Raw genomic sequence first — 23,952 nt, forward strand, 5'->3', positions numbered from 1 at the left:
ACAAGGTCCGAAGATCCCCTGCTTTCCCCCGTAGGGCGTATGCGGTATTAATCCGGATTTCTCCGGGCTATCCCCCACAACTGGGTAGATTCCTACGCGTTACTCACCCGTCCGCCACTCGACGCCTGGTAGCAAGCTACCATCGTTTCCGTTCGACTTGCATGTGTTAAGCATGCCGCCAGCGTTCAATCTGAGCCAGGATCAAACTCTTCAGTTAAATAGTGTCACGACATAAATGCCGTTAAATCTTTTAAGCTGAAGCTCTAAATCCTAACTTAATACGTATAATCAAAAATTAACGTTCGTTAGGTTCATTGCTTCTTGCAGTCTATTGCAAGCTACAAATCCCCACACAAGTTATTTGGTCTAGTTTGTTAATTAGCTGCCAAGATCTCTATCTCAGCGAGGAGGCGTATTCTATACAACCCTCAAATTCTGTCAATCATTTTTTGTGATTTATTTTCGAAGCAAACACTTTAAAAACAACTCACTCAAACAATCCTAAATTAACGAATAAAGCCTGTTAATTCAAATACTTAACAACTGCAGAGCAACATGCTTTGCGTCGTAAGGAGCGGCGCATTATAGACAGATTCCGGAGGCTGTCAACGACTGTTTCGAATTAATTTGAAATTAGTTTGAAATGATTTCCAAACTACACGGAAAAACCCGATAGCGATACTACCGGGCTACTTAACTAAATCGAAGTTGAACCCTTTAAAGCCAGTTACTTTTCAGACTTATCTGTAACTTTAGATACCTCCTTCTTCTTCGTCATTGAGATAAGCTTTTTGTCATCAGCTTTAGCAACAACCTTCTTTTCTGATGACTTAATCGTTTTGGCTTCCTTTGAGGGCTTAGTGTCACTGATCATGACTGCCTTCTTTGCTTTCGCAGGCATCTTCTCTAATTTCTCTGGTAGTTCTGCATTTTTAGCCAGCGCGACAGCACCACTTGTCAGTGATATATCTTTAATATTCTTGTTTAAGATACCTTCACCGATGCCTTTAACATTCACCAAATCTTCTGCATCGGTGAAAGCTCCATGCTCACTTCGATACTTGACGATAGCTTCAGCCTTCTTTTGTCCCACACCCGTCAGATGATGTGCCAGAGCCTCGCTATTGGCCTTATTAATATTTACTAATCCGGCGAATACTGAACTACTGACACCCAAGCTGATTGCCAGTACGACCATTTTCAATTTAAACGCTTTCAATGGATTTCTCCTTTATTATTGTTTTATTAGTAAATGACCCGAAAACACTGCTGAGTTAGCAGCCTTGCCTTCAAATCAGGCAGAAAATTAGCATCCATTCAAACGAAATCTAACCATTTTAAGACCATTGGTTAAGCCAAATATCCGACAACAATGATCAACAAACTCTAAGTAATTGAAATATTAGTGCAAAATAATAACTTGCCATTTGTCGTATCTCACTTATCACCATGTACCGATGCCAGCAGAGTTATCAGTATCACTAAGCCTCCCTCGACCTGCTCAAAATCACCTAACATCCGAATGCAAACCGTAAATCTGCAACAACCTGTTTGCTGCCACAATGTCACTATGGCAGTATCGACATTCATTAAATTCACCCATTAGGACCCGAGAATGATTAGCGTAGGAAATACGATACCAGCAACTCCCATTGTAGCTATTAATAAAAATGGCGAAGACAACACAACGACAACAGAGTTATTCGCAGGTAAGAAGGTTGTTCTTTTTGCATTGCCAGGCGCATTCACCCCTACTTGCTCAAAATCACACCTACCCGGCTATGTCACTCTAAACGATGAATTTATGGAAAAAGGCGCTGATATGGTTGCTTGCCTATCGGTGAACGACTCCTTTGTGATGTCAGCTTGGGCAAAAGACCAAAATGCTGAAAACATCACGATGCTTGCTGATGGCGGTGCTGCTTTTACAAAAGCATTAGGATTGGATATGGATACCGGTGATTTTGGTGGGGTTCGCTCAAAGCGATATGCCATGATTATTGAAGACAACAATGTTAAGCACTTAAACGTTGAGGCACCTAAAGAATTTGAAGTAAGTAAAGCCGAAACAATGCTCGCGATTCTATAATCCGCTGGCAAAAAGATACGTCGGAAAAATACTTCCCTCGTATCTTTTTCTTACCGAGAATTATTTTTTAGAGTAAAAATTACTCATCTACCCACTATAAAAAGTAAATCTTAGTATCCAAATAAGTCAAAACACCCCTTTCTAAGGGTCTGCTCGTCCTCTTTGTACTTCCCTCAGTATTAATTCTTCCAGTAAGATAATTTGTAGTTATCTGTGTATTCAATATTACTGAGGAGTAAATTGTGAATAATCCAACTAGCGATGCATATCTGGCAACGTACCTGAATGAGCAAACATTAGCCGAAAAAATGATTCCTGAAGTCGGTCTGATGTACCGCGAAATGGGCGTCATCCTAACCGTCTTTGGACGCAAACTGATGAACTCATCCACGATTGATATCATCAAGGCGCACCGTCTTGGTAAACACATGGTTGGAGAACACATCAAGCTGGAAGCAACCAGCAAAGTTCTGGAAGTTCTGAAGACAATGAACTTAGGGGTTTCTCGTGTTGATATCGGCAAACTAGCGTACAACTACTCCAAGCTGGATGACGGTCAATCGCTGGAAGACTACCTAAATGGCGCAGTAGATGCTGCAAACCACGGAAACATCAGCATCCTGGACAAACCACAAGATGTTGTACTGTATGGATTTGGACGAATCGGCCGTATTCTGGCTCGCTTACTGATCGAGAGAACCACTGCCGGTAACAAACTTCGCCTGCGTGCAATTGTTGTACGCAGCAAAGGTGATGGTGATTTAGAAAAACGCGCTAGTTTACTTCGCCGCGACTCAATTCACGGACCATTTAATGGTTCAATTACGGTTGATCACGAAAACAGTGCCATTATTGCTAACGGTAATTACATCAAAGTGATTTACGCGGGCAAGCCTGAAGAAATTGATTACACTGAACATGGCATTGAGAATGCATTGATCGTTGACAACACAGGCGTCTTTAAAGATGAAGCTGCTTTGGGTCGCCACTTAGTGCCTAACGGTGCATCAAAAGTATTACTAACGGCACCGGCAAAAGGTGAGATCAAAAATATCGTTTATGGTGTAAACCACAATGATGTAGAGCTTAGTGACACTATTGTGTGCGCAGCATCTTGTACTACTAATGCTATTACACCTGTGCTTAAAGCGATGAATGATAAGTACGGTATCGTGAATGGTCACGTGGAAACTGTTCACTCCTACACGAATGACCAAAATCTGATCGATAACTATCACAGTGCTGAGCGTCGCGGACGAAGTGCGCCGCTTAATATGGTACTGACATCAACTGGTGCCGCTAAAGCGGTTGCCAAAGCATTGCCGGAGTTATCCGGTAAATTAACGGGTAACGCAATACGAGTCCCTACCCCCAACGTGTCAATGGCAGTCATTAAGTTGAATCTTGAAAAGGCACCAACAAGTGAAGAGATTAATGATTATATCCGCGACATTTCATTAAACTCTGACCTAAATGAGCAAATCGCATACTCATCATCGACCGAGGTTGTCTCGACTGATTTCGTTGGTACACCAGAGCCAGGGATTTTTGATTCGGTAGCTACCATCGCTCAGGATAATAGCTGCGTATTGTACGTTTGGTATGACAATGAATTTGGATACAGCACACAGGTGCTGCGCGTAATGCGCCAAATGGTAGGCATGCACATTCCTTACGTGCCTGCATAACCCATACTTGATTCAGTTGTTTACTGACGTCTAATACGAAACTGGCGGACCAGATAGTCCGCCAGTTTTGTTTTTACTTCTTACTATGCGCATCAATTATTATTGATAAAGCCCATATTCTTGTAAGCACCATAAGCTTTAAACTTCAGCTCACGCTTCAAGCCTTCAAGCAGACTATCAGCATCGAGTGGCTTACCAGAAAAACGACTTTGTCGTGCGACCGTGGCAAAGTCACCCGGTGTTAAATTTTCAAGCGACATGACTTGCTTCATCCATGTCTTCTCATCCGGTGCGTCGGCCTTGTAGTCTTCCAGCACCTGGCGGAATAGCCCCCACAACTGATCAGGTTTGATAAAGTCGAACTTAATCTTCAGATCAAAACGCCTCAATGACGCTTGATCCAGCTGTTCCATCAGATTGGTTGAGCAGAAAAACAACCCATCGAACTGCTCCATCTGAGTTAGCAGTTCATTGACCTGTGTCACCTGCCAGCTTTCTCTTGCTCTCGTTCGATCCTGCAAAAAACTATCCGCTTCATCCAGCAGCAAAATGGACTCTTCCTCATTTGCCTGCTCGAACATTTCACGTAAATGACGCTCAGTCATACCGACATAAGGATCCAACAAGTCAGATGCCCGCTTGATGATCAAGGGAACATCCAGCGTCTCTGCAATATGACGCGCAAATTCACTTTTACCTGTGCCCGGCTGACCATACAGACAGATGCGTCCTTTAGGGTGTTGTTTTAATGCTTCCTGAAGCGTCACTAAATCGTAATCAGGATTCAATGCATCCAGACGATAGGTAATCGGAGACTGAACACCCTTGGTAAGATCTTTGTCGTACCCCATTGCGCCCAGTGTATTACTGATAACCTGCTCAAGGTTTGACTCAACGTCTGACTGTGTCTTGAGATTTAACTCTGACACCACTTTTACCGCACGCGAGATCAGACCCGGCGCAAGGTATTCATTCGTCGCAATCTTCTGTAACCACTTTTCACTCACATCCATGCTTTTGGCATATTCGCGGAAAATTTTGATACGCGTCTGACGTGGCGGTGTTTTCAGCTCCATCACATAATCAAAACGACGGATAATCGCCTCATCAATATGATAGATGACATTGGACACCCAAATTGCCGGTAGCGTATTCTCTTCCAATAGCTGATTAAACCAACCTTTCTTAGTATCAGAGCTGGTACGAATACCAAAACGCTCCATACTTCCGTCGCGCAAGAATACATCTTCAATCTCATCGAAAAGAATCAAGGTATCCGGAGTACGCTTAAGCACTTGCTGGCATAACTGATAAGAATCCACACGCGCCTTATCATATTCGTCAACCACACCTTCCCCGGTATTGTTAACTTCATATAATGGGCAACCCAGATCCTTCGCCAAGGTACGCACCATCTCCGTTTTACCGGTACCCGGTGGCCCGTAGATGAGAATATTCACACCCTTTAGGCGCTTATCACTCGCTGCTTTCAGATAGTCATGCACCAAACCATAGTCTTTTTGCACATGTGAAAAGTCATCAGGTGCCAGCGATGCATTACGGGCTACTTTAAAGAAACGACGAAGCGACTGCATGATATCCAGCTCTTCATCATCCAGCAGCACATCCGTAATCTCATCCAGCAACTCTAGCTGATCATCCAGCTCATCAGGATAATTACAATCCAGACGCATCAGGCCTGTGCGATTAAGCAAACCCTCTTTTGAAAGTGCCTGACGAATACTGGCCGGATCAATATCAAGAATGATGCTTAAGCTATTCACAACTCCGCGCGCAGTGAGGTCTCCCAGTACACCACAGACTTCCGTTAAATCCTTAATTGCATGAATCAGTGTTCCAAACGCTAATAGTTTTTTTTCTGTCTCACTTAACTCAACCAGTTTTCCCAATTCAGTCAGGTTACGAAAGAGCATGCCCTCGTAGGCGATCGTCTTTTTCTCGTACAGATCACTTTGTGCTTTCAGGATCTTCCGAAACTTCTTTTTCGAAATCGGGTTCTCGTCATCATGCTTATCGATCAGATGCTCAAGTCCAACCACGCTCAAGGCACGGTCATGTCCATACAATCCGTACTCAGTATCCATGCGCATATAACCTTTGAGGTTGTACAAAACACGCAAGGACCAGAGGATGACAATATCTTCATATTGTTCAAGTAATTCAGGTAGTTTTTTGTTCATTTTTTGAGTATAGCAAAGATCTGAAACCACACTCGGTTTCAGAGAATTATTCGGTCCTGTAAATTTATTCTTTTACGGCAAACACTTCTTCCAGCTCTAAACCGGAAAGACGGTTAATGGTTCGCCACAGGTAATAAAACACCCCTAGCATCATTAACATTGAGGGAATGGCTATCACGGGATAACTCATTAATGTCATCTGACCCAGCTCTTCATTAAACGCTTCGGTTCCAGATGGACTAACGACAATCCACTTCGCCAATATGTAATTCATGACCGCTGAGAAAAAGAATGTACCTGCGAGTAAATAATTCGCATTCATCAGCTGCTTATCAAACTGTGCCTTGTTGTTTTTCTCTTCCAGTTTTTCGTTGATTTTATCTACGTGTAGCACCGTTGGGTTGAACAGTAATGTTTTTACCAAAGGATATTTTGTGAATGTAGAGATCAACACACCTATACCGATCAAGGAAGGAATCGCCGCTTCTTTTACTGCCAACCATTGGTTATCAAGCTTAAACAGACCAATCCCTCCTGTTAGCAGCACACTGATAATCCCCAGCAAGGCAACAAAGTTACGCTTCTTGTTGACGATGAGTTCGTATAAACCCCAACCAAGCGGAAATGCCAGCGCGACGATTAATCCACCAACGGGCCCAAGGTGATCAGCACCACTAAATTTCATCAGGATCACTGAAGGAATGACGATGCTTACAATCAAGTCTGTAAATGGATTTTGTTTTTTCTGAGTAGTCATTGGCTATCTTTACTTCACTTTATTCAACTTACTGGCGCTTCGTATACTGCAGCGCGACGTTGCAGTCTAAACGCTCAACTAGCGAGATTCTATTAATTTATTTTAATTTCATCACGATGGACAATTCGCAGGCAAAAAAATGCCGGCAACCCTATGCGGTATGCCGGCTAAGAAATGCTGGTAGCCAATAGTGCGGGGTGTATTACGACACCACGCGTACCATATCCAGCATCTTATTCGAGTAGCCCCACTCATTGTCATACCATGAGATCAGCTTAACGAAATTGTCATCCAATGCGATACCGGCGCTCGCATCGAAGTTAGAGGTGCATGACTCACCGACGAAGTCAGTTGAAACAACAGCCTGATCCGTGTAACCCATCACGCCTTTGAGTTCGCCTTCTGACGCTTCTTTCATTGCGATACAAATATCTTTGTAAGCAACGTCTTTATCTAGCTCAACCGTCAAATCAACCACTGACACGTTAGACGTTGGTACGCGGAAAGCCATACCTGTTAGCAAACCGTCCAACTCAGGAATTACTTTGCCAACTGCCTTAGCAGCACCTGTTGTCGATGGAATGATGTTCTCAAGAATACCGCGACCTGCGCGCCAGTCTTTGCGAGATGGACCATCAACCGGGTTCTGACTTGCCGTCGCAGCGTGAACCGTAGTCATCAAACCACGCTTGATGCCGAAGTTGTCATGAACAACTTTAGCCATCGGTGCCAGACAGTTAGTGGTACAAGACGCATTAGAAACGATTGCCTGACCAGCGTAAGTTTCGTGGTTAACACCATAAACGAACATTGGCGTACTGTCTTTTGAAGGAGCAGACAGCACAACACGCTTAGCACCTGCTTTCAGGTGAGCGCTTGCTGTTTCTTCAGTCAGGAAGATACCCGTAGACTCAACAACAACATCAACACCTGCCTCATCCCATTTCAAATCTTCAGGGTTGCGCTCTGCGGTCAGACGCACGTGACGTCCGTTTACGACAAGGTGTCCGTTCTCTACAGCAACTTCACCTTTGAAAAGACGATGTACTGAGTCATGACGTAGCAAGTAAGCCAGATAGTCAGGCTCTAGTAAGTCGTTGATTGCAACTACTTCAATATCGTCGAAGTTCTGAATTGCTGCACGGAAAACCATCCGGCCGATACGACCAAATCCATTTATTCCGACCTTGATTGTCATGATGTCACCTTGCTCTATATTCTATAAGGAATAGATGTAGTTTAACTTCATGAACATCGCACTTCAAGATAAAAAGAACACTCAACCCATAATTTTGTACCTAAACTACAAGTATATTAGATAATAATTTGATATGTTAGATTATAAAAGAAAATTGAGCAAAGAGATTTAAGCCGTTATAGATCAGCTAGTTAACTATCAATTAACTGAGTAATTTTACTATCCAGAACACCTAGCGCCACTTCATTGTAACCACCCATGGGCACAATTAAATCAGCGTAATATTTCGATGGCTCAATAAATTCACGATACATAGGGCGTACTGTTTTATGGTACTGAGACAGTACAGAGTCAACAGTTCTACCCCTTTCGATCACATCACGCTCCACCCGACGCGCCAGACAAATATCCAGGGGAGTATCCACAAACAGCTTCAGCGCAAACAGGTCACGAAGTGCCTGCTCGTGGTAGAGCAATATCCCTTCGATAATAATGACTGGCGTCGCTGACACCGGTATGGTTGCATCTGCCCGGTTATGTGTAACGTAGTCATAAGTAGGACTGGCAATTGACTGACCAGTGCGTAGCTGGTGGATGTGTTGACTTAACAGATCATGATCAAATGCATTCGGATGGTCATAGTTGATGTTGACGCGCTCTTCCGGTGTCAGGTGATCTTGGCGCTTATAATAAGCGTCTTCAGCTATCACACTAACCTGATGGTCGCTGAACCGTTTAGCTATATTATTTGCCAATGCGGTTTTACCGGAGCAAGATGCTCCAACAATAGAAATGAATACGGGCCGTTGCGAAAAGCTGTCTGTGTTTATCATGGTGATGGTTCGTGAATTTAAGTGACATAAGTCTATCAGTTTTATTTCAACACACTCCAGCGTAAGCATGGCGATTATGCGTTAGAATGACTTTATAAAAGACACTTCTTGAAATTAAGTGATCTTTCCCCATCATGTAGTTAATTAAGACCAACTTTCAGGTGAACAATGGATATTCGTCGAGCTGAATACAATATTGGACAAGTGATCTACCACAAGCACTATAACTTTAGAGGCGTGATTGTTGACGTCGATGCAGAGTTTGAAGGTGATGACGAGTGGTATGATGAGCACGCCAAGAACAATCCACCTAAAGATGCGCCGTGGTATCACGTGCTGGTGGATGAAGATACTGTAATGGCTTATGTTTCAGAGCAAAACATTTGCTCGGATGTGTCTGATCTTGAGGTGGACAATCCAATGTTGCTGAACATGTTGGCAGCGGATGACAAGGGGCAATACCACACCCTCAGAACGCTAAACTAATTTTAAAAGATCCGGGAATGTACTGTCAGGTCGTTCCCGGTTCCAATAAAAACCCTGACACCTGTCCTGCTTTACTCTGCTTTTTAATCTCCAGATTCCAATCCAGCCAGTCAAACGACTCCTCGGATTCATGCTCAAGATAAATTAACCCGCGATCAGTCAGTAAGCCTTGATCAGTGATTTGATCCAGCACTAACGGTAAAAACCCTTTACGGTATGGCGGATCAAGAAAGATTAAATCAAACGGTTCTGGCGATTGTTGCAGGTACTTCATGGCATCCAAATTGACGACTTTTGCTCTGGACTCACCCTGCCCCTCAAGCAACTGTAAATTATCACGTAACTGCTGAGCCGCTCTGGCATGCTTTTCAACGAGCACCACCTCAGCAGCACGACGCGACAATGCCTCAAAGGCAATTGCGCCACTACCGGCAAATAAATCCAAACAGCGTGCATTGACAATATCGCCCTGCAACCAGTTGAATAACGTTTCCCGCACACGATCTGGCGTCGGTCTTAATCCCGGCACCTCAACGAAGGGGAGCTGACGACTACGCCACTCCCCTCCGATGATTCTCAGGCGACTACCGCCCTTTCTTCCTTTAGCCACTGACAGCTTCCGTCTTTTTAGAGCCCGCAGCGGTCTCATCCTTTGACGCTTCAGCACTATCATCTGTTTTGGCTTCACCACCAACCACCACAGTCAGCATCGCATCAGGCTTAATACGGCGTTGCATCGCCTCTTTCGCCTCATCAAGGGTCACTGCATTGATTCGATCAGTAAAGGTATCCAGATAATTCAATGGCATACCATAAAAACCAATCATTTCAGCATAGTTACCAATATTACTGTTACCCGCAACACCCATCGGGAACCCTCCGGTGATATTGAGTTTTGATTCTTCAATCTCAGCTTCAGTCGCACCATCTTTCAGATAAGTATTCAACAATTCCGCCAGAGCTTCTTTACCTTCATCAATCTGATCCAGTTTAGTCTGCATGCCCATTACAAATGGGCCTAGCTCACGTGATGGCGAGAAATAACTGTAAACGCTGTAACTCAGACCGCGCTTCACACGAATCTCCTTCATAAGGCGAGAAGTAAAACCGCTGCCACCAAACGGGTGGTTCGCCAAATACAATTTGAAGTAATCTTTATCGCCACGCTTGTAACCAGGTTGCCCCATTAGTATGTGGGCCTGACTCGATGGAAACGGGATATGAATCGTCTTAGCCTCCGTTAATGGCTTTACCTCAGGAATTGGCTCTGGCTTTTTACCCGCAGGTAAAACCTCCGCAATACGCTTGGCCAGCAGCTCAGCCTCCTCACGATTCACATTACCGGTGATGGTCAGCATGGCATTCTCTTCTACGATATAACGCTCATAAAATGCTTTCAGGTCTGCCGTGGTCATCGCAGCAATACTGTCTTCATAACCACCCACAGGGTTTGCATAGGGATGGTCACCATACAAATGTTTGTAAAACTCTCTCCCTGCGATGCTGCCCGGATTTTGTTTCTGCGCTTCAAAACCCACTTTCTTCTGCTTTTGCATACGCTCAAAGTCTGCCTGTGGGAACTCAGGCGACTCGATCACCGCTAGCCAATTGTCTACTGCAGATTTAAATGGCTTTTCTAGTGTGATAGTACGCAGCCCAATATTAGCCATATCGCGTGATGCATTGGTGTAGAAATTCGCACCAACATTCTCAAACACCTCTGCCAGTTTATTAGCATCCATGCCTGCCGCGCCTTTGTCCATCATCGCCATAGTCATGCTGGCAACACCGTATTGCTCGCCGTCACGTGCACTACCAGCATCAAAACTCAGGCTCAAATCCAACATCGGCAAATCATCAATCCCGACATAAAAAACGCGCAAACCAGTATCGGTTGTCCAGTTTTCTATTTTTGGTCCCGCTAAAGCATTCGTACTCAATAAAGCGATGGTCGCTACTAAACAGCTCGCAGCTAACTTTTGAAATACTCGCATTATTTGTTACCTCCGGCTTCTAATGACTGCGGATCTAATCGCGCAAACGTCATCTGATCTTCATTGAGGTATTTTTTCGCCACTTGCTGTACCTGCTCTGCGGTAACCGCCAAAATATTCTTCTCGTATTCATCCATAAGTTGCCAACCTAAGCCCGTTGACTCCAAGGCGCCAATAGTGGTAGCCATGTGCTCTACGGAATCACGCTGGTAAATTTCTGACGCCAGCACTTGTGCCTTCACACGATCCAACTCTTCCTGTGTGACTAAGCTGGTTTTCATCGTTTCGATTTCAGCCATTAGCGCTTTACGTAAATCTTCAATTTTCACGCCTGTAGCCGGTACACCGCTAATCATGAATAGCTGAGGCATGCGCCCATAACCCATATAACCGGCACTGGCACCAGCTGCGATCTCCTGACCTCGTACCAGGTTCTTTGAGAATCGCGCACTGCTGCCACCATCTAAAATACTGGCCAACATATCTAATGCATAAGGCTCCCATTTCTCAACTTTGCCTTGTTTCGCGCTGATCATACCCGGCGTTTTGAAGCCCATCATCAAACGCTCAACCTTTGCAGGCGCTTTAATAACAATCTCACGAGGGCCAATCTGAGGAATCTCAGTACGAGGCTTAACTTCCGGTAGTTTCATCGATTCGTGATGGCCAAAATACTTCTCCGCCAAAGCAAAAATCTTCTCCGGCTCCACATCACCCGCAACCACCAAAGTCGCATTGTTCGGTGCATACCATTTAGCGTACCAGTCTTTCAGATCATCCAGATTCATATTATCCAGATCTTCCATCCAGCCGATGACAGGTGCACGGTATGGATTATTCAGATAAGCCACCGCGTTGAACTGCTCACGCATCACAGAATTCGGATTGTCATCGGTGCGCATGCGGCGCTCTTCTTTGACGACTTCGATTTCTTTTTCGAATTCAGCCTTATCCAGAACCAAACCACGCATGCGGTCGCCTTCCAGTTCTAACGCCGTTTCGACATGCTCAGCGGCCAGCACTTCGTAATACGCGGTGTAATCTTGAGAAGTAAATGCGTTATTCTCAGCACCGATTCGCGACAAGATAACTTCGAACTCACCAGACTTACGGCTCTCCGTACCCTTAAACATCATGTGTTCAAGTGCATGGGAAAGCCCGGTAATGCCTTCGTGCTCGTAGCTAGTACCAATGCGATACCACACTTGCACAACGGCAATCGGGGCACGATGATCTTCTTTGACCAGCACTTTGAGGCCGTTTTTCAGGACTTTTTCTGAGACGCTAGGCGCTTTTTTAGTGACTACATCTGTGTTCATTGATGTGCTATCAGCTTGCGCACTGGCACAACTGAACACAATCGCCGCAAACCACAAACGATAGTTACGCATTGGCGTCCCAAGTGATAAGATTCTCTGCATTACAGGATTCACATTTATTAACCAAAATTGAAGTATAAACGATGTTCAAATTTTTCAAGAAGAAAAAACAGCCTGAACAAGTGAATGATGTCCCGGCAACTGATGCCACGGACAATCAACAAAACATAACACAGCAGGATGCAGCGGAGACTATTTCCGACACTCCGGCAGTGGTTGAGCGCACAGGTGATACGCCTGCACCCTCTGCTTTGGATGACGCTAAAAGCGCCAATCCTTCTGATATTGCCACAAATTCTCCAGAAACAAGTCAAGATGAACCAACTGTAATTGAGGCGTCTCAACCTGAGCCACAGGCAAAGCCGGGCTTATTCTCACGACTCAAAAGCGGTTTATCAAAAACAGGCTCATCACTCACCGAAGGCCTTGGGAATTTATTCTTAGGCGCCAAGCAGATCGATGACGAGGTTTTAGAAGACCTAGAAACTCGTTTGCTAATGGCCGACGTTGGTATTGAAGCCACTACTGAAATCATCGATCAACTCACCGCGAAAGTTGACCGCAATGAACTGGCAGATAGTGAAGCGCTGATGCAAGCATTGTATGGCAGCATGAGTGAGGTACTTAAACCTGTTGCAAAGCCATTGGTCATAGACTCGACCAAAAAGCCAACTGTGATTCTTATGGTCGGAATCAATGGTGCAGGTAAAACGACAACGATTGGTAAGCTGGCGAAGAAATTCCAGAACGATGGTAAAAAAGTCATGCTAGCAGCGGGCGACACCTTCCGGGCAGCAGCAGTTGAACAGCTGCAAACCTGGGGACAACGTAATGATGTTCCGGTGATTGCACAGGGGCAAGGCTCAGACAGTGCCTCTGTAATATATGATGGCATGGAAGCGGCTAAAGCTAGAGGCATCGATATTTTACTGGCTGATACAGCGGGACGTTTGCATACCCAGACCAACCTGATGGAAGAGCTGAAAAAAGTGAAGCGGGTAATGCAGAAGATTGACCCTGATGCACCGCATGAAGTGATGTTGGTGGTGGATGCTAGTATTGGGCAAAACGCATTGGCACAGGCTAAGGAATTTAATGAAGCGCTAGGGCTGACGGGTATTACTGTGACTAAGCTGGATGGTACGGCTAAGGGCGGTATTTTGTTTGCGATTGCTAAGCAGACGGGTATTCCGGTGCGCTTTGTTGGCGTTGGTGAAAGTATTGATGATTTGCAGGTGTTTGATGCAGAGCAGTTTACTGGCGCGTTGTTGGGTGGGGATAAAGCCTAACTCACAAACATAGTCATACACCATTTATTGCTGGCGCTGAAACGACTGTTTAGTGCCAGCAGGTTATCTGCAATGACGTAACAACTCCCGAATCACCTCGCCCGCCTGCTGCCCATAACCCCCACCAAACAAATGATAGTGATTCAAAATATGATAAAGCTGATATAGTTTTTTACGTTGCCGATAGCCTTGATCAATCGAAAAAGCCGCTTCATAAGCCTTGTAGAAATCCTCCCCAAAACCTCCAAACAATTCAGTCAATGCCAAATCGCTTTCCCTGTCACCATAATAACAGGCGGGATCAAAAATAACCGGAGTACCCTCGGTATCATAGGCAATATTCCCACCCCATATGTCACCGTGCAGCAATGATGGCTGCGGCTCATAACCATCAAAAAGCTCTGGTAATTGATCGCATAAGTGCAAGCCAGCTTTGTAGTCTCGATCACTAAAGCCTTTGCATCTCGCCAATTCAAGTTGAGGCCGTAATCGTTCCTCTCGCCAAAAACTAATCCAGTCATAATGATAAGCATTCGATTGCGGCGTTGTACCAATAGTGTTGTCACGATGCCAACCAAATCGACCTGCTTTTTCAACCGTTCGATGCATCGCTGCCAACTGCAGTCCGGCCTGACGTTGTGAGTCAGACTTCGGTTGAGTAAAAGCGATGTACTCCATCAACAAAAAACTACTTCCTGCAAACTGACCATAGCTATGAGACCCAGGACAACGAATACACTGACTCCCCTGAATCTCTTTCAGACCATCATATTCAGCGGCAAACATTTCTAGTTTACTGTGGTCATTTAGCTTGATAAACCACTCCAATGACAAATCACGTGGTGCTGAATCTAACGGCTTAATCGTCAGCTTATAAGCATCGTTAATATCTCCACCATGCACAGCGCGAATCTCTTGGAGTTGAATATCCTGAGCCAGCTGCTCACTCAATAACGCCTCGAATTGTTGTGTTTGCATCATCATAACGTCATTGCCTTAACCCTATCGCGACTGCCCTATATTGAAATGCAGTCCCTGCTCATGCAAATTATCACAAATCCCTAAAATGCCGGAGTTCTGATGGCTCAAAAAGTTGGTTTGTATTGTTTTACCACGGATTTGCGCTTGCACGATCAGCCAGCACTCGCCAAAGCGGTTGGTGAAGTGGATGAACTGATTTGTCTATATTGCCGACCACACGCCTGGGATCAGCACAGCAGCAAGATGACTGCACCACTTTCTACACCAAGACAAACCTTCCTCAACCAATCCATCGCCGAATTAGATCAGCAACTCGCACAGCTCAATCAATGTTTATGGATCGCTGACAATGATCAAGCAACTCTACAATCGTTGATCACTACCTCTGGCGTTACTGATGTGTACATCAGCCAGCAATTCGGTTGGTTTGAGCGGCAGGTATGGCAAACGTTGCGACAAGATATGCCACAGCTTCATATCCATGAAATAGGCACTCATACCTTATTTGACCAAAGCAATTTGCCGTTTGAGATTGAAGCGATGCCACGAGGCTTCAGCGGTGTGCGAGGTAAGCTGGAAAAGGCAACTCATAACGCTCCAATAGTAAAAATCACCACACTCCCTCCTCCACCAAAGCAGCAGTCGATACAACCCGGCTTATCTGCGGTTGATAAATCGATTGGCTCTACAGCAAACCACACTAGTCCGGAACATCAATTTGTAGGTGGAGAGCTTTCAGGCTTAAAGCACCTCGCAGATTACTTAGCGTCAGGCGCTGCCTCGACTTACAAACAAACCCGCAACGCACTTCATGGCACACATTACTCCAGCAAATTCTCCCCTTGGCTTGCTAATGGCAACCTCTCGGTCCGACAAGTTGTTGCCGATCTCAAACAATACGAAGCGAGTCATGGTGCCAATGAATCGACCTACTGGATTTATGTGGAATTATTATGGCGTGAGTATTTCCAATGGTATGCCATGCGTCACGGCGAGAAGTTGTATCAATTCGCAGGCGCTCAGAATAAATCACTGGACTACCAGAACCGCTCTGATCTTATCGACAGTTGGATACAGGGACAAACAGATCACCCACTAGTGAATGCCTGCATGACAGAGTTGCGTTTAACCGGTTTCTTATCTAATCGCGGTCGTCAGATTGTCGCGAGCTGTCTGGTCAATGAGTTGGAGCAGGATTGGCGATATGGTGCGGCTTATTTAGAACAAGCCTTGATTGATTATGACGTCGCGACCAACTGGGGAAATTGGCAATATATCGCAGGCGCAGGTCCGACTACTGTCAACAAACGTCATTTCAATCTGGATAAGCAAGTCGCGCAGTTTGACCCGCAGCAACAGTATACTAACTACTGGCTGGAACACAACGTGATGCCTCCCAATAATGACTAGCAGCTCATCTCAAACAGAGCGACTGCGCATTAATGTCGTTTGGTTTAAACGTGACCTCAGACTCAGTGATCACGAGCCTTTAAAGCGTGCCGAAAGCTCTCCCTATCCCACGCTATTACTCTATATATTTGAGCCCATGGTCATCGCTGACCCTCACTATTCCGAGCGACACTGGCGCTTTGTGACTGAGTCACTTTTACAGATAAATCGGCAATTAAATGGCCGCGTGGTGGTAGCGCATGATTCAGCAGAAACCGTGTTTGAAAGTCTGGCCAGTCAATTTGAAATCGAACAGGTATTGTCCCATCAGGAAATCGGACTTGCTAACACTTTCCAGAGAGATTTAGCCCTCAAGCATTGGTTTGAGGAACATCACATTCCGTGGCATGAAACGCCGCTGGGTGCAGTAATGCGTGGCGCGACTAACCGTCAAGTCTGGGATAAAAACTGGAAAGTACAGATGCGCGCGCCATTGGTAGAAAACAATCCCGAGCAACTGCAACTTGTGCACACCCGCTTTGATACCTCACAGCTACCTGAGACATGGAAACAACCCGACCCAATGATGCAAAGCGGTGGAGAACTCACTGCAAAAACTGTGCTGGATGAGTTTTTTGATGGACGTGGTCAACGCTATCACCTGCTGATATCAAAGCCTGCACTGAGTCGTGAGAGTTGTTCGCGATTGTCACCCTACTTGGCGTGGGGAAACATCAGTCTGCGGCAGGCTTATCAAGAAGTATTAAGTCACTGGCAGCGAAAAGGCTGGCGACGTGCGCTTATTGGACTGTCATCACGTTTACATTGGCACTGTCACTTCATGCAAAAGTTTGAAAGTGAATCACGCATGGAGTTTGAACACCTCAACCGAGGCTATGACTCGCTGCCATATCGCCCTAAACATCAGTCAGAGGAATTACTTAACGTATGGGAAACCGGCAATACCGGCTACCCCATCATTGATGCAAGTATGCGATGCCTTATTAAAACGGGCTATATGAATTTCAGAATGCGCGCGATGTTGGTCAGTTTTCTATGCCATCACTTGCAGATCGACTGGCGAAGGGGTGTTCAGCACTTGGCACGCTTATTTCTGGACTTCGAACCGGGCATTCACTATCCGCAATTTCAAATGCAGGCGAGTGTCACCGGCATCAACACCATCCGTATTTATAATCCGATTAAGCAAGCGGAAGAACATGATCCCGAAGGGGTCTTTATACGCCAATGGTGTCCAGAGCTTAGTGATCTGCCCAATGAACTGATCACCAAACCACATGAAATGACAGAATTGGAACAGGTAATGTATGGCATCACGCTCGGTAGGGACTACCCAAAACCCATCGTAGATGTCACGCTAACTTACAAACAAGCCAGTGACTTGTTGTGGTCTTGGCGAAAGCGCCCGCAGGTTAAGCAGGAAGCCTCGCGCATTCTGAATCGTCATGTCAGGTTGTAACCGATCTAAGTATCACTCACGCTAAGGAATTACTCATTATACTCCAACGTTCTGCCATACCGCGAATCAGGACCTCCACACATCACTTAAAGGCCGCTACTCCGCAAAAGAAACCTTCCTTGTTTCGCACGACATAACTCACCTTCTGTCGCAGCTCGTTGGTGCCGGGATAAGGCCATTTGTATTCCACCCATCCCTCACCAAGCGATAATGCTACCTGAATCATTTCTTGGAAAAACGTCTCACCGTAACGGTCGTAAGCTGACAGATTCTGTCCGATTAACTGTGGTCTTACGGGGTGAGAGATCATGATACCGTCCAGTGTCATGCAAAAAACGAAACCGTCTTTAATCAGGAATCCGCCGTCTAAACGGGAAAACTCAGCGACAGCAACTCGACCTTTGCGGTTAATCAGGTCTGCCGCCCTCAGGCTAATGGATTTTGCACCGTGTGGAGTTAAAGTATCCGCAAAGCTAACACGGAAGGCGTTTACGGGTGGTGACTCGTGATGACCTTCACTGGCAAATATTGAGGCAGACAGAATGGCTCCGACACAGAGACTTACTATTTTGTTTGTTGTAGTGATGATAGGCATTATTATTATTTCCTCAGTCCGTTGATAGAAATTTCACCTTTTTACATACTATAGCGTGTAATTCCTCAACTGAGCCAATGCCTATTTTTTATGCTTAACATAGCCTGAATGGATTAATCCATCAGATTATTGCTTCACCGCCCACTGAACGGTATACGCAGCGCCTTGTTTCTCTTTTTTATAATTACCAAACACTTCCTGTAGGTTACGCTTCATATACTGGCGTAAACCATTCACTGTCACTAAATAGATTTTAGCGCCCGGATTCATATGTCGATACGCATCGTGCAACATCAATGTCATCATCTCGTTACCCACTTTTGCGGGTACATTTGACACGACTAAATCGAAACGACGATCACTATCCACGTGCTGAAAACCATTACTGAGAATCGCTTCAGCATTTTTTATACCATTCAAAATAGCATTGCGATTGGCGTATTCAACGGCCATGAAGTCCTTGTCCGCCATTAGCACTTCACCTTTTGGTGCGAGCTTTGCCAATGTCAGACCTATTGGGCCATAACCACAACCCAGATCAAAAATACTGGCATCTTCAGCAGGCTTTAAATATCGCAGTAATAAATCAGTACCGGCATCGATCTCACGTGGTGAGAAGATTCCCCACGTTGAACGAAATACCATTTTTTTATCGCAAAGTGTTGCTGTGAACTCAATATCTTTGCGTAGCGAGTTTAGATAGTCTTCAGTCGGTTTCATGATTCACTCAATTGCTCAAAGATCTTAGTGGCTTCTGTAATCGCATCATCGACATTATCAGCTAAGGTGCAGAAATGACCCATCTTACGTCCGTCACGTGCTTCTGCTTTACCGTATAAATGTAACTTGCTGGCTGCACTGTTGAATACCTTGCTCCAGTCAGGTTGCGTATCGCCCCAGATATCACCCAGCAGATTCGTCATAACCACAGGCGTGAGTAAGCGAGTATCGCCAAATGGCAAGTTACACACAGTTCTGACTTGCTGTTCGAATTGTGACGTAACGCAAGCATCAATAGTGAAGTGACCACTGTTATGGGTACGCGGCGCAATCTCATTGACCAGCAATTCTGCCTTCTTCGTCACAAAGAACTCAACGGCCAATACACCCACATAATCCAGCTTGGTAGCGATTCGCTTAGCTGCAACTTGAGCCGCTCTGGCAATGTCAGGATCGACACGCGCCGGCACGATGCTTTGAAACAGTATGCCATCGACATGCACGTTCTCAGAGACCGGAAAACACTGTGTATCGCCGTTTTCATTGCGCGATAACACCACGGAAATCTCACAGTCCAGATCGACGCGCTGCTCTAATACACAATCTACGGAGCGATGTGATTCATACGCCTCAACCACTTCGTCCGGTGTATTCACCGTAATCTGACCTTTGCCATCGTAGCCAAAACGTGCGGTCTTAAGAATCGCAGGAAACTTAATCGCATCGATTGCAAGTGCTACTTCGGAGCGGGTACGAATAGCGCCATAAGGCACTGGCAACAATCCGCAGGAACGGATGAAGTCTTTCTCAACAATGCGATCCTGTGTTTTTGACAGAGCAGCCGCAGAAGGTCGTACTGGTGTGGACTCGCTGAGTGTTTCCAATACCGAGGCAGGAATATTTTCAAATTCGGTGGTGATTACATCACAACGCTGAGCGAAAGTAGCCAAAGCTTCCGGGGCGTCATATGCCGCGACAATTTGCTCATCAGCAACCTGCCCTGCCGGACTATTCTCTCCCGGCTCAAGCACCAGCACGTTGTAGCCCAGATACTTGGCGGCAATCACAAACATGCGGCCTAACTGACCACCGCCAATCATTCCGATGGTTGCACCGGGTAAAATCATTTCAGTATTCATGCTTCAGGAGGGAGTTTCATATTGAGCGCAGCCTGGCGCTGAGTTTCACGGAAGTCTTGCAGCTTCTTTGCAAGTGCAGGGTCATTGTTAGCCAACATCGCAATGGCAAACAAAGCAGCGTTAGCCGCACCGGCTTCACCAATTGCAAAGGTAGCAACTGGTATACCCTTTGGCATCTGCACGATGGAGTGAAGCGAGTCGACACCTTTGAGATATTTCGAGACGGCAGGCACGCCTAGTACCGGTACGATTGTCTTCGCGGCCAGCATTCCCGGCAGATGAGCGGCACCACCGGCTCCGGCAATAATCGTTTTTAAGCCACGATCTTGTGCCGTCTCTGCATATTCAAATAATAAGTCTGGTGTGCGATGTGCTGACACGACCTGATATTCATGAGGAATATCAAAGGCCTCAAGCATTTCAACTGCTTTGCACATAACGGGCCAATCACTATTACTGCCCATCACCACGCCAACCACAGGTTGTGACATAATATTCACTCCTATTTCCTGCAAAAAACCTGATATTATAGCATCGTTTTCTATTATCTCTATGTAAACGATTTTATGAGTCAGCCAAATCAACAATTAAAAAACTACGACCTCATTGCTCAGGGCAAAGTGCGTGATATTTACGCTATTGACGAGCAGCACATGTTGATCGTAACGACTGACCGCCTGTCAGCCTTTGATGTCGTGTTACCACAGCCTATTCCGGACAAAGGAAAAGTGCTATTGCAGGTGTCAAACTTTTGGTTTGAAAAGCTATCTCATGTCATCCAAAACCATCTGACCGACATTGACCTTGATGAGTTATCGATTACCGATGAAGAAGCTGAGTACTTAGAAGGCCGTGCCATTGTAGTTCGTCGTTTGCGCCCTCTGCCAATTGAGGCGATTGTACGTGGTTATATTATCGGCTCAGGCTGGAAGGATTATCAGAAAACAGGAAAGGTTTGCGGCATTACATTGCCAGAAAATCTCAAGCAGGCCAGCAAATTACCTGAAGCCGTCTTCACGCCATCCAGTAAAGCGGAAGTAGGCGATCATGATGAAAACATTAGCTTCGAGACTATGGAGCAACGCATTGGGCCTGAGCTGGCTGCGCAAATACGGGATACTAGCTTGCAGTTGTATACCGAAGCGGCTGAGTATGCGTTGGAACGCGGCATCATCATTGCTGACACCAAGTTTGAATTTGGTTTAGACGAAAATGACCAGCTTGTACTGATCGATGAAATACTCACGCCTGACTCATCACGTTTCTGGCCAGCGGATGAATATCAGGAAGGCACCAGCCCTCCGTCATTCGACAAGCAATTTGTTCGTGACTACCTTGAGACTTTGGACTGGGATAAAACCCCTCCTGGCCCGACATTACCCACCGAGATTCTTGAGCGTACTGCAGCTAAGTATCAGGAAGTGGCGCGACGTTTGACGGAGTCTGACAATGGCTGATATTCAAAAATGGTTTATGAAGGTTCCGGGCATTCTGACATTCCTGATGGTCGTTGCACTCGGGGCTACCTTAGCCAATTTACTTTGGATGGTGCTAACACCTCCACCGGCAGTGGCTCAGGCAGCTAACTTAACGCAGATCGATGCAAACAAAGCCAGAGTTCAAACTGCAAACTACGGCAAACTGATTGCTGATCAGCATATCTTCGGAGCAATCCCCAAAGCTGCGCCCAAGAAAGTAGCTCCACCTCCACCAAAACCCGTCGCAGTGAAGCCTGTTGTGACGAATCTAAACTTAAAGCTGCATGGCATTATCGCCTCTAAGAACGCTAAAGGTGGATTTGCCATGATCTCTTACAACGGCAAGATCCAAGAAGTTTATAGCCAAGGCGATGCGATTCCTAAAGTACAGGAAGGTGACGAGCGTACGCTTGAAGGTGTGACGGTTAAGTCTATCGGCGACAAAATTGTGGTGATTGATAATAATGGTACGGAACAGACCATTGAACTCCCTGAACTCTCAGATAAATCATCAGGATCGTCCACAGCCAGCCGAGGCAGTTCACGCACTTCAAATACACGTCTGAGACCACGAACGGCAGCGACACGCAGTACAACTAATAATGATGGCATGCCAAACCCTGTTGATAATAATGGTCAGGCAACGAGCTTAGCTGAGTTGCGCGAGCAGGCATTAGAAGATCCAAGTGTGCTGATGTCAGTGATTACGCCGTCTATTGTGCGTAAAGACGGTGCGGTAACCGGCATTCGGGTCTACCCAAGCCGTAACCGGAAAATGTTTCGTGCACTGGGTTTAAGAAATGGCGACATCATCACTCAGGTGAATGACATCATTATTGATGACCCAAATAAAGGTATGGAGGTTTTCCAACAAATCTCTGACTCCCCTACTTTGACAATTACTATCACCCGCGGCGGCAATGAACAAATCCTCACTCCTGAATTTTAAATCTGTCCTAGCTATGACAGCTGTCGCGCTTCTGGCGCTGCAGCTATCAGCCTGTAGCAAACCTGTCGAAGCCGTTAAAATCAGCGGCCCAACCATGGGAACCAGTTACAACATCACACTCTTCCCCGCTAAAGGTGTTGAGCTAGATTCACAGAGCATGCAAAAATCGATCGATGAGTCACTTAAGGCTATCAATCAGCAAATGTCTACGTGGATAAAAGACTCTGAAATCAGCCTGTTCAACCAAAGCCAAAGCACAGACTGGTATCCGGTCTCGGCAGAATTTGCCGAAGTAACCGCAGCAGCGCAGGAAATCAGCAAGAAAAGTGGTGGTGCATTCGATGTCACCGTCGGTCCACTGATTAGAATGTGGGGCTTCGGAAAGGACTTCACGAATAACAATCCCGATCAAGCAAGCATTGATGAAGCCAAACAAAATATTGGCTATCAGAAGCTAGACGTTCGGTTATCACCGCCTGCACTGCGCAAGCAAATTCCACAACTGCAAATCAATCTCTCTGCCATTGCTAAAGGTTACGCAGTGGATGCTATCGCTGAGCTGGTAGCAGGTATGAATGTCAGTAGTTATCTGGTAGAGATTGGCGGTGAAATTCGCGCAAACGGGGTTAAAGTTAACGGTGACCTTTGGCGAATCGCTATTGAAAAGCCAAGCACCAAGGAACGCTCCATTCAGCAGGGCATCTTGCTAAAAGACACGGGCGTCGCAACGTCGGGCGATTATCGCAATTATGTTGAACGCGATGGCAAGCGTTACTCACATACCATTGACCCTTCAACGGGAAAGCCGATCACCCATCAACTTGCGTCCATTACAATAATGAATGACAGCGCTATGATAGCTGATGGTTTTGCTACCGCGATCATGGTTCTGGGTGAAGATAAAGGCAAAGCTTTTATTGCTGAGAACCAATTGAAAGCCTACATGATTACACGTGATAAAGATGGCTTTTCTACGTGGAATAACTTCCCTGATGAGACTTTTATAAAGCCTTGATTAGAGGGGACATTTAAAGCAATTAGCGCTAAAAGCTAGGTATACTTCCTAAGAAATGCTATGTTGAAATCAGAATAAGTCAAACAACAAGGATGACCTGATATGAACTCAAAAATAATAAGTTACCTGGCTGTGTTGCTCATCATACCGCTCGCAAGTGGTTGCGTTCGTGTACCTCCGAAACAGAAGAAACCGGAAATCAAGAAGGTTATTTTGGTTGATCACGCCATCGAATCACCAATAAGACACTTCATCAGCTAAGCATACCGCAACAAAACAACAACAGATTCCG

At 45.6% G+C, this 23,952-nt stretch carries 22 protein-coding genes and 1 rRNA gene; 9 read left to right on the forward strand and 14 right to left on the reverse strand.

The features are described from left to right. Together DKW60_RS05340 and DKW60_RS24465 are read right to left on the reverse strand one after the other, a co-directional pair. Positions 1-217 (reverse strand): 16S ribosomal RNA (locus DKW60_RS05340); the annotation flags it as partial. Between the two features lie 510 nt (positions 218-727). Further along, positions 728-1,219 carry a ComEA family DNA-binding protein gene (locus tag DKW60_RS24465; RefSeq protein ID WP_281271818.1) on the reverse strand — a complete coding sequence of 164 codons (492 nt, stop codon included), beginning with the start codon at positions 1,217-1,219 and terminating at the stop codon, positions 728-730. Between the two features lie 396 nt (positions 1,220-1,615). Here DKW60_RS24465 and DKW60_RS05350 point away from each other — a divergent pair, with 396 nt between their 5' ends. Further along, positions 1,616-2,089 carry a peroxiredoxin gene (locus DKW60_RS05350; RefSeq protein ID WP_109836640.1) on the forward strand — a complete coding sequence of 158 codons (474 nt, stop codon included), beginning with the start codon at positions 1,616-1,618 and terminating at the stop codon, positions 2,087-2,089. Positions 2,090-2,331: 242 nt separating this feature from the next. After that, positions 2,332-3,777, forward strand: coding sequence for a glyceraldehyde-3-phosphate dehydrogenase (locus DKW60_RS05355; RefSeq protein WP_109836641.1), 1,446 nt, complete (start codon positions 2,332-2,334; stop codon positions 3,775-3,777). A 92-nt stretch (positions 3,778-3,869) separates the two neighbouring features. On the opposite strand, the gene DKW60_RS05360 is transcribed toward DKW60_RS05355, so the two are convergent. From DKW60_RS05360 to udk, 4 genes are all read right to left on the reverse strand, one after another. Beyond that, positions 3,870-5,978, reverse strand: coding sequence for an AAA family ATPase (locus tag DKW60_RS05360; protein WP_109836642.1), 2,109 nt, complete (start codon positions 5,976-5,978; stop codon positions 3,870-3,872). A gap of 64 nt (positions 5,979-6,042) precedes the next feature. Next, a complete protein-coding gene (locus DKW60_RS05365; protein WP_109836643.1) occupies positions 6,043-6,735 on the reverse strand; it encodes a VC0807 family protein in 693 nt (230 codons plus the stop codon). 202 nt (positions 6,736-6,937) lie between these two features. Further along, positions 6,938-7,933 carry a type I glyceraldehyde-3-phosphate dehydrogenase gene (gene gap, locus DKW60_RS05370; RefSeq protein WP_109836644.1) on the reverse strand — a complete coding sequence of 332 codons (996 nt, stop codon included), beginning with the start codon at positions 7,931-7,933 and terminating at the stop codon, positions 6,938-6,940. A 191-nt stretch (positions 7,934-8,124) separates the two neighbouring features. Further along, positions 8,125-8,766 (reverse strand): uridine kinase, encoded by a 642-nt coding sequence (gene udk, locus DKW60_RS05375; RefSeq protein ID WP_109836719.1) that lies wholly within the window; start codon positions 8,764-8,766, stop codon positions 8,125-8,127. 168 nt (positions 8,767-8,934) lie between these two features. Between udk and hspQ the strand changes: the two genes are divergently transcribed. Beyond that, entirely contained in the window at positions 8,935-9,252 is a 318-nt protein-coding gene (gene hspQ, locus DKW60_RS05380) for a heat shock protein HspQ (RefSeq protein ID WP_109836645.1), read from the forward strand. Between the two features lie 25 nt (positions 9,253-9,277). On the opposite strand, the gene rsmD is transcribed toward hspQ, so the two are convergent. Genes rsmD through DKW60_RS05395 form a run of 3 tightly spaced genes read right to left on the reverse strand, consistent with a single transcriptional unit; the run spans position 9,278 to position 12,667 of the window. Further along, a complete protein-coding gene (gene rsmD, locus DKW60_RS05385; protein ID WP_245929596.1) occupies positions 9,278-9,862 on the reverse strand; it encodes a 16S rRNA (guanine(966)-N(2))-methyltransferase RsmD in 585 nt (194 codons plus the stop codon). Then, complete coding sequence (locus tag DKW60_RS05390) at positions 9,855-11,246, reverse strand: M16 family metallopeptidase (RefSeq protein WP_109836647.1); 1,392 nt, start codon at positions 11,244-11,246, stop codon at positions 9,855-9,857. The genes rsmD and DKW60_RS05390 overlap by 8 nt, the downstream gene beginning before the upstream one ends. Beyond that, positions 11,246-12,667: a M16 family metallopeptidase gene (locus tag DKW60_RS05395; protein ID WP_245929597.1), complete on the reverse strand. Its 1,422-nt coding sequence runs from the start codon at positions 12,665-12,667 to the stop codon at positions 11,246-11,248. Before DKW60_RS05395 ends, DKW60_RS05390 begins: the two co-directional genes overlap by 1 nt. A 41-nt stretch (positions 12,668-12,708) precedes the next feature. On the opposite strand from DKW60_RS05395, the gene ftsY reads away from it, so the two are divergent. Beyond that, entirely contained in the window at positions 12,709-13,914 is a 1,206-nt protein-coding gene (gene ftsY, locus DKW60_RS05400; protein WP_109836648.1) for a signal recognition particle-docking protein FtsY, read from the forward strand. Positions 13,915-13,977: 63 nt separating this feature from the next. Here ftsY and DKW60_RS05405 read toward each other — a convergent pair whose 3' ends face one another. Next, a complete protein-coding gene (locus tag DKW60_RS05405) occupies positions 13,978-14,898 on the reverse strand; it encodes a fructosamine kinase family protein (protein ID WP_219988646.1) in 921 nt (306 codons plus the stop codon). A 96-nt stretch (positions 14,899-14,994) separates the two neighbouring features. Between DKW60_RS05405 and DKW60_RS05410 the strand changes: the two genes are divergently transcribed. Further along, positions 14,995-16,305, forward strand: a complete 1,311-nt coding sequence (locus tag DKW60_RS05410) for a DASH family cryptochrome (protein ID WP_109836649.1) — start codon at positions 14,995-14,997, stop codon at positions 16,303-16,305. Then, positions 16,298-17,764 carry a cryptochrome/deoxyribodipyrimidine photo-lyase family protein gene (locus DKW60_RS05415; protein ID WP_109836650.1) on the forward strand — a complete coding sequence of 489 codons (1,467 nt, stop codon included), beginning with the start codon at positions 16,298-16,300 and terminating at the stop codon, positions 17,762-17,764. The genes DKW60_RS05410 and DKW60_RS05415 overlap by 8 nt, the downstream gene beginning before the upstream one ends. A gap of 82 nt (positions 17,765-17,846) precedes the next feature. On the opposite strand, the gene DKW60_RS05420 is transcribed toward DKW60_RS05415, so the two are convergent. From DKW60_RS05420 to purE, 4 genes are all read right to left on the reverse strand, one after another. Beyond that, positions 17,847-18,359: a cache domain-containing protein gene (locus DKW60_RS05420; RefSeq protein ID WP_109836651.1), complete on the reverse strand. Its 513-nt coding sequence runs from the start codon at positions 18,357-18,359 to the stop codon at positions 17,847-17,849. Positions 18,360-18,485: 126 nt separating this feature from the next. Next, entirely contained in the window at positions 18,486-19,079 is a 594-nt protein-coding gene (locus tag DKW60_RS05425; protein ID WP_109836652.1) for a class I SAM-dependent methyltransferase, read from the reverse strand. Beyond that, the gene (locus DKW60_RS05430) at positions 19,076-20,218 is read right to left on the reverse strand and encodes a 5-(carboxyamino)imidazole ribonucleotide synthase (RefSeq protein ID WP_245929598.1); all 1,143 of its coding nucleotides are present in this window, start codon (positions 20,216-20,218) and stop codon (positions 19,076-19,078) included. The genes DKW60_RS05425 and DKW60_RS05430 overlap by 4 nt, the downstream gene beginning before the upstream one ends. Continuing rightward, entirely contained in the window at positions 20,215-20,709 is a 495-nt protein-coding gene (purE, locus tag DKW60_RS05435; protein WP_109836653.1) for a 5-(carboxyamino)imidazole ribonucleotide mutase, read from the reverse strand. Before purE ends, DKW60_RS05430 begins: the two co-directional genes overlap by 4 nt. Before the next feature lie 75 nt (positions 20,710-20,784). On the opposite strand from purE, the gene DKW60_RS05440 reads away from it, so the two are divergent. From DKW60_RS05440 to DKW60_RS05450, 3 genes are read left to right on the forward strand one after another with little or no spacing between them, the layout of a single operon-like run. After that, on the forward strand, positions 20,785-21,675 hold the full coding sequence (locus DKW60_RS05440; RefSeq protein ID WP_109836654.1) for a phosphoribosylaminoimidazolesuccinocarboxamide synthase: 891 nt from the start codon (positions 20,785-20,787) through the stop codon (positions 21,673-21,675). Then, a complete protein-coding gene (gene gspC / locus DKW60_RS05445) occupies positions 21,668-22,645 on the forward strand; it encodes a type II secretion system protein GspC (RefSeq protein ID WP_109836655.1) in 978 nt (325 codons plus the stop codon). The genes DKW60_RS05440 and gspC overlap by 8 nt, the downstream gene beginning before the upstream one ends. A 13-nt stretch (positions 22,646-22,658) precedes the next feature. Continuing rightward, positions 22,659-23,660: an FAD:protein FMN transferase gene (locus DKW60_RS05450; protein ID WP_181389591.1), complete on the forward strand. Its 1,002-nt coding sequence runs from the start codon at positions 22,659-22,661 to the stop codon at positions 23,658-23,660. The last annotated feature ends 292 nt before the right edge of the window (positions 23,661-23,952 follow it).

It is taken from the genome of Leucothrix pacifica, assembly GCF_003172875.1.
Lineage (GTDB): Bacteria > Pseudomonadota > Gammaproteobacteria > Thiotrichales > Thiotrichaceae > Leucothrix > Leucothrix pacifica.

Coding starts and splice junctions, on each gene's coding strand:
- DKW60_RS05350 (WP_109836640.1), top strand. CDS start 1,616: ATGATTAGCGTAGGAAATACGATACCAGCAACTCCCATTGTAGCTATT.
- DKW60_RS05360 (WP_109836642.1), bottom strand. CDS start 5,978: ATGAACAAAAAACTACCTGAATTACTTGAACAATATGAAGATATTGTC.
- DKW60_RS05365 (WP_109836643.1), bottom strand. CDS start 6,735: ATGACTACTCAGAAAAAACAAAATCCATTTACAGACTTGATTGTAAGC.
- gap (WP_109836644.1), bottom strand. CDS start 7,933: ATGACAATCAAGGTCGGAATAAATGGATTTGGTCGTATCGGCCGGATG.
- udk (WP_109836719.1), bottom strand. CDS start 8,766: ATGATAAACACAGACAGCTTTTCGCAACGGCCCGTATTCATTTCTATT.
- hspQ (WP_109836645.1), top strand. CDS start 8,935: ATGGATATTCGTCGAGCTGAATACAATATTGGACAAGTGATCTACCAC.
- DKW60_RS05390 (WP_109836647.1), bottom strand. CDS start 11,246: ATGCGAGTATTTCAAAAGTTAGCTGCGAGCTGTTTAGTAGCGACCATC.
- DKW60_RS05395 (WP_245929597.1), bottom strand. CDS start 12,667: ATGCAGAGAATCTTATCACTTGGGACGCCAATGCGTAACTATCGTTTG.
- ftsY (WP_109836648.1), top strand. CDS start 12,709: ATGTTCAAATTTTTCAAGAAGAAAAAACAGCCTGAACAAGTGAATGAT.
- DKW60_RS05405 (WP_219988646.1), bottom strand. CDS start 14,898: ATGATGATGCAAACACAACAATTCGAGGCGTTATTGAGTGAGCAGCTG.
- DKW60_RS05410 (WP_109836649.1), top strand. CDS start 14,995: ATGGCTCAAAAAGTTGGTTTGTATTGTTTTACCACGGATTTGCGCTTG.
- DKW60_RS05415 (WP_109836650.1), top strand. CDS start 16,298: ATGACTAGCAGCTCATCTCAAACAGAGCGACTGCGCATTAATGTCGTT.
- DKW60_RS05420 (WP_109836651.1), bottom strand. CDS start 18,359: ATGCCTATCATCACTACAACAAACAAAATAGTAAGTCTCTGTGTCGGA.
- DKW60_RS05425 (WP_109836652.1), bottom strand. CDS start 19,079: ATGAAACCGACTGAAGACTATCTAAACTCGCTACGCAAAGATATTGAG.
- DKW60_RS05430 (WP_245929598.1), bottom strand. CDS start 20,218: ATGAATACTGAAATGATTTTACCCGGTGCAACCATCGGAATGATTGGC.
- purE (WP_109836653.1), bottom strand. CDS start 20,709: ATGTCACAACCTGTGGTTGGCGTGGTGATGGGCAGTAATAGTGATTGG.
- DKW60_RS05440 (WP_109836654.1), top strand. CDS start 20,785: ATGAGTCAGCCAAATCAACAATTAAAAAACTACGACCTCATTGCTCAG.
- gspC (WP_109836655.1), top strand. CDS start 21,668: ATGGCTGATATTCAAAAATGGTTTATGAAGGTTCCGGGCATTCTGACA.
- DKW60_RS05450 (WP_181389591.1), top strand. CDS start 22,659: ATGACAGCTGTCGCGCTTCTGGCGCTGCAGCTATCAGCCTGTAGCAAA.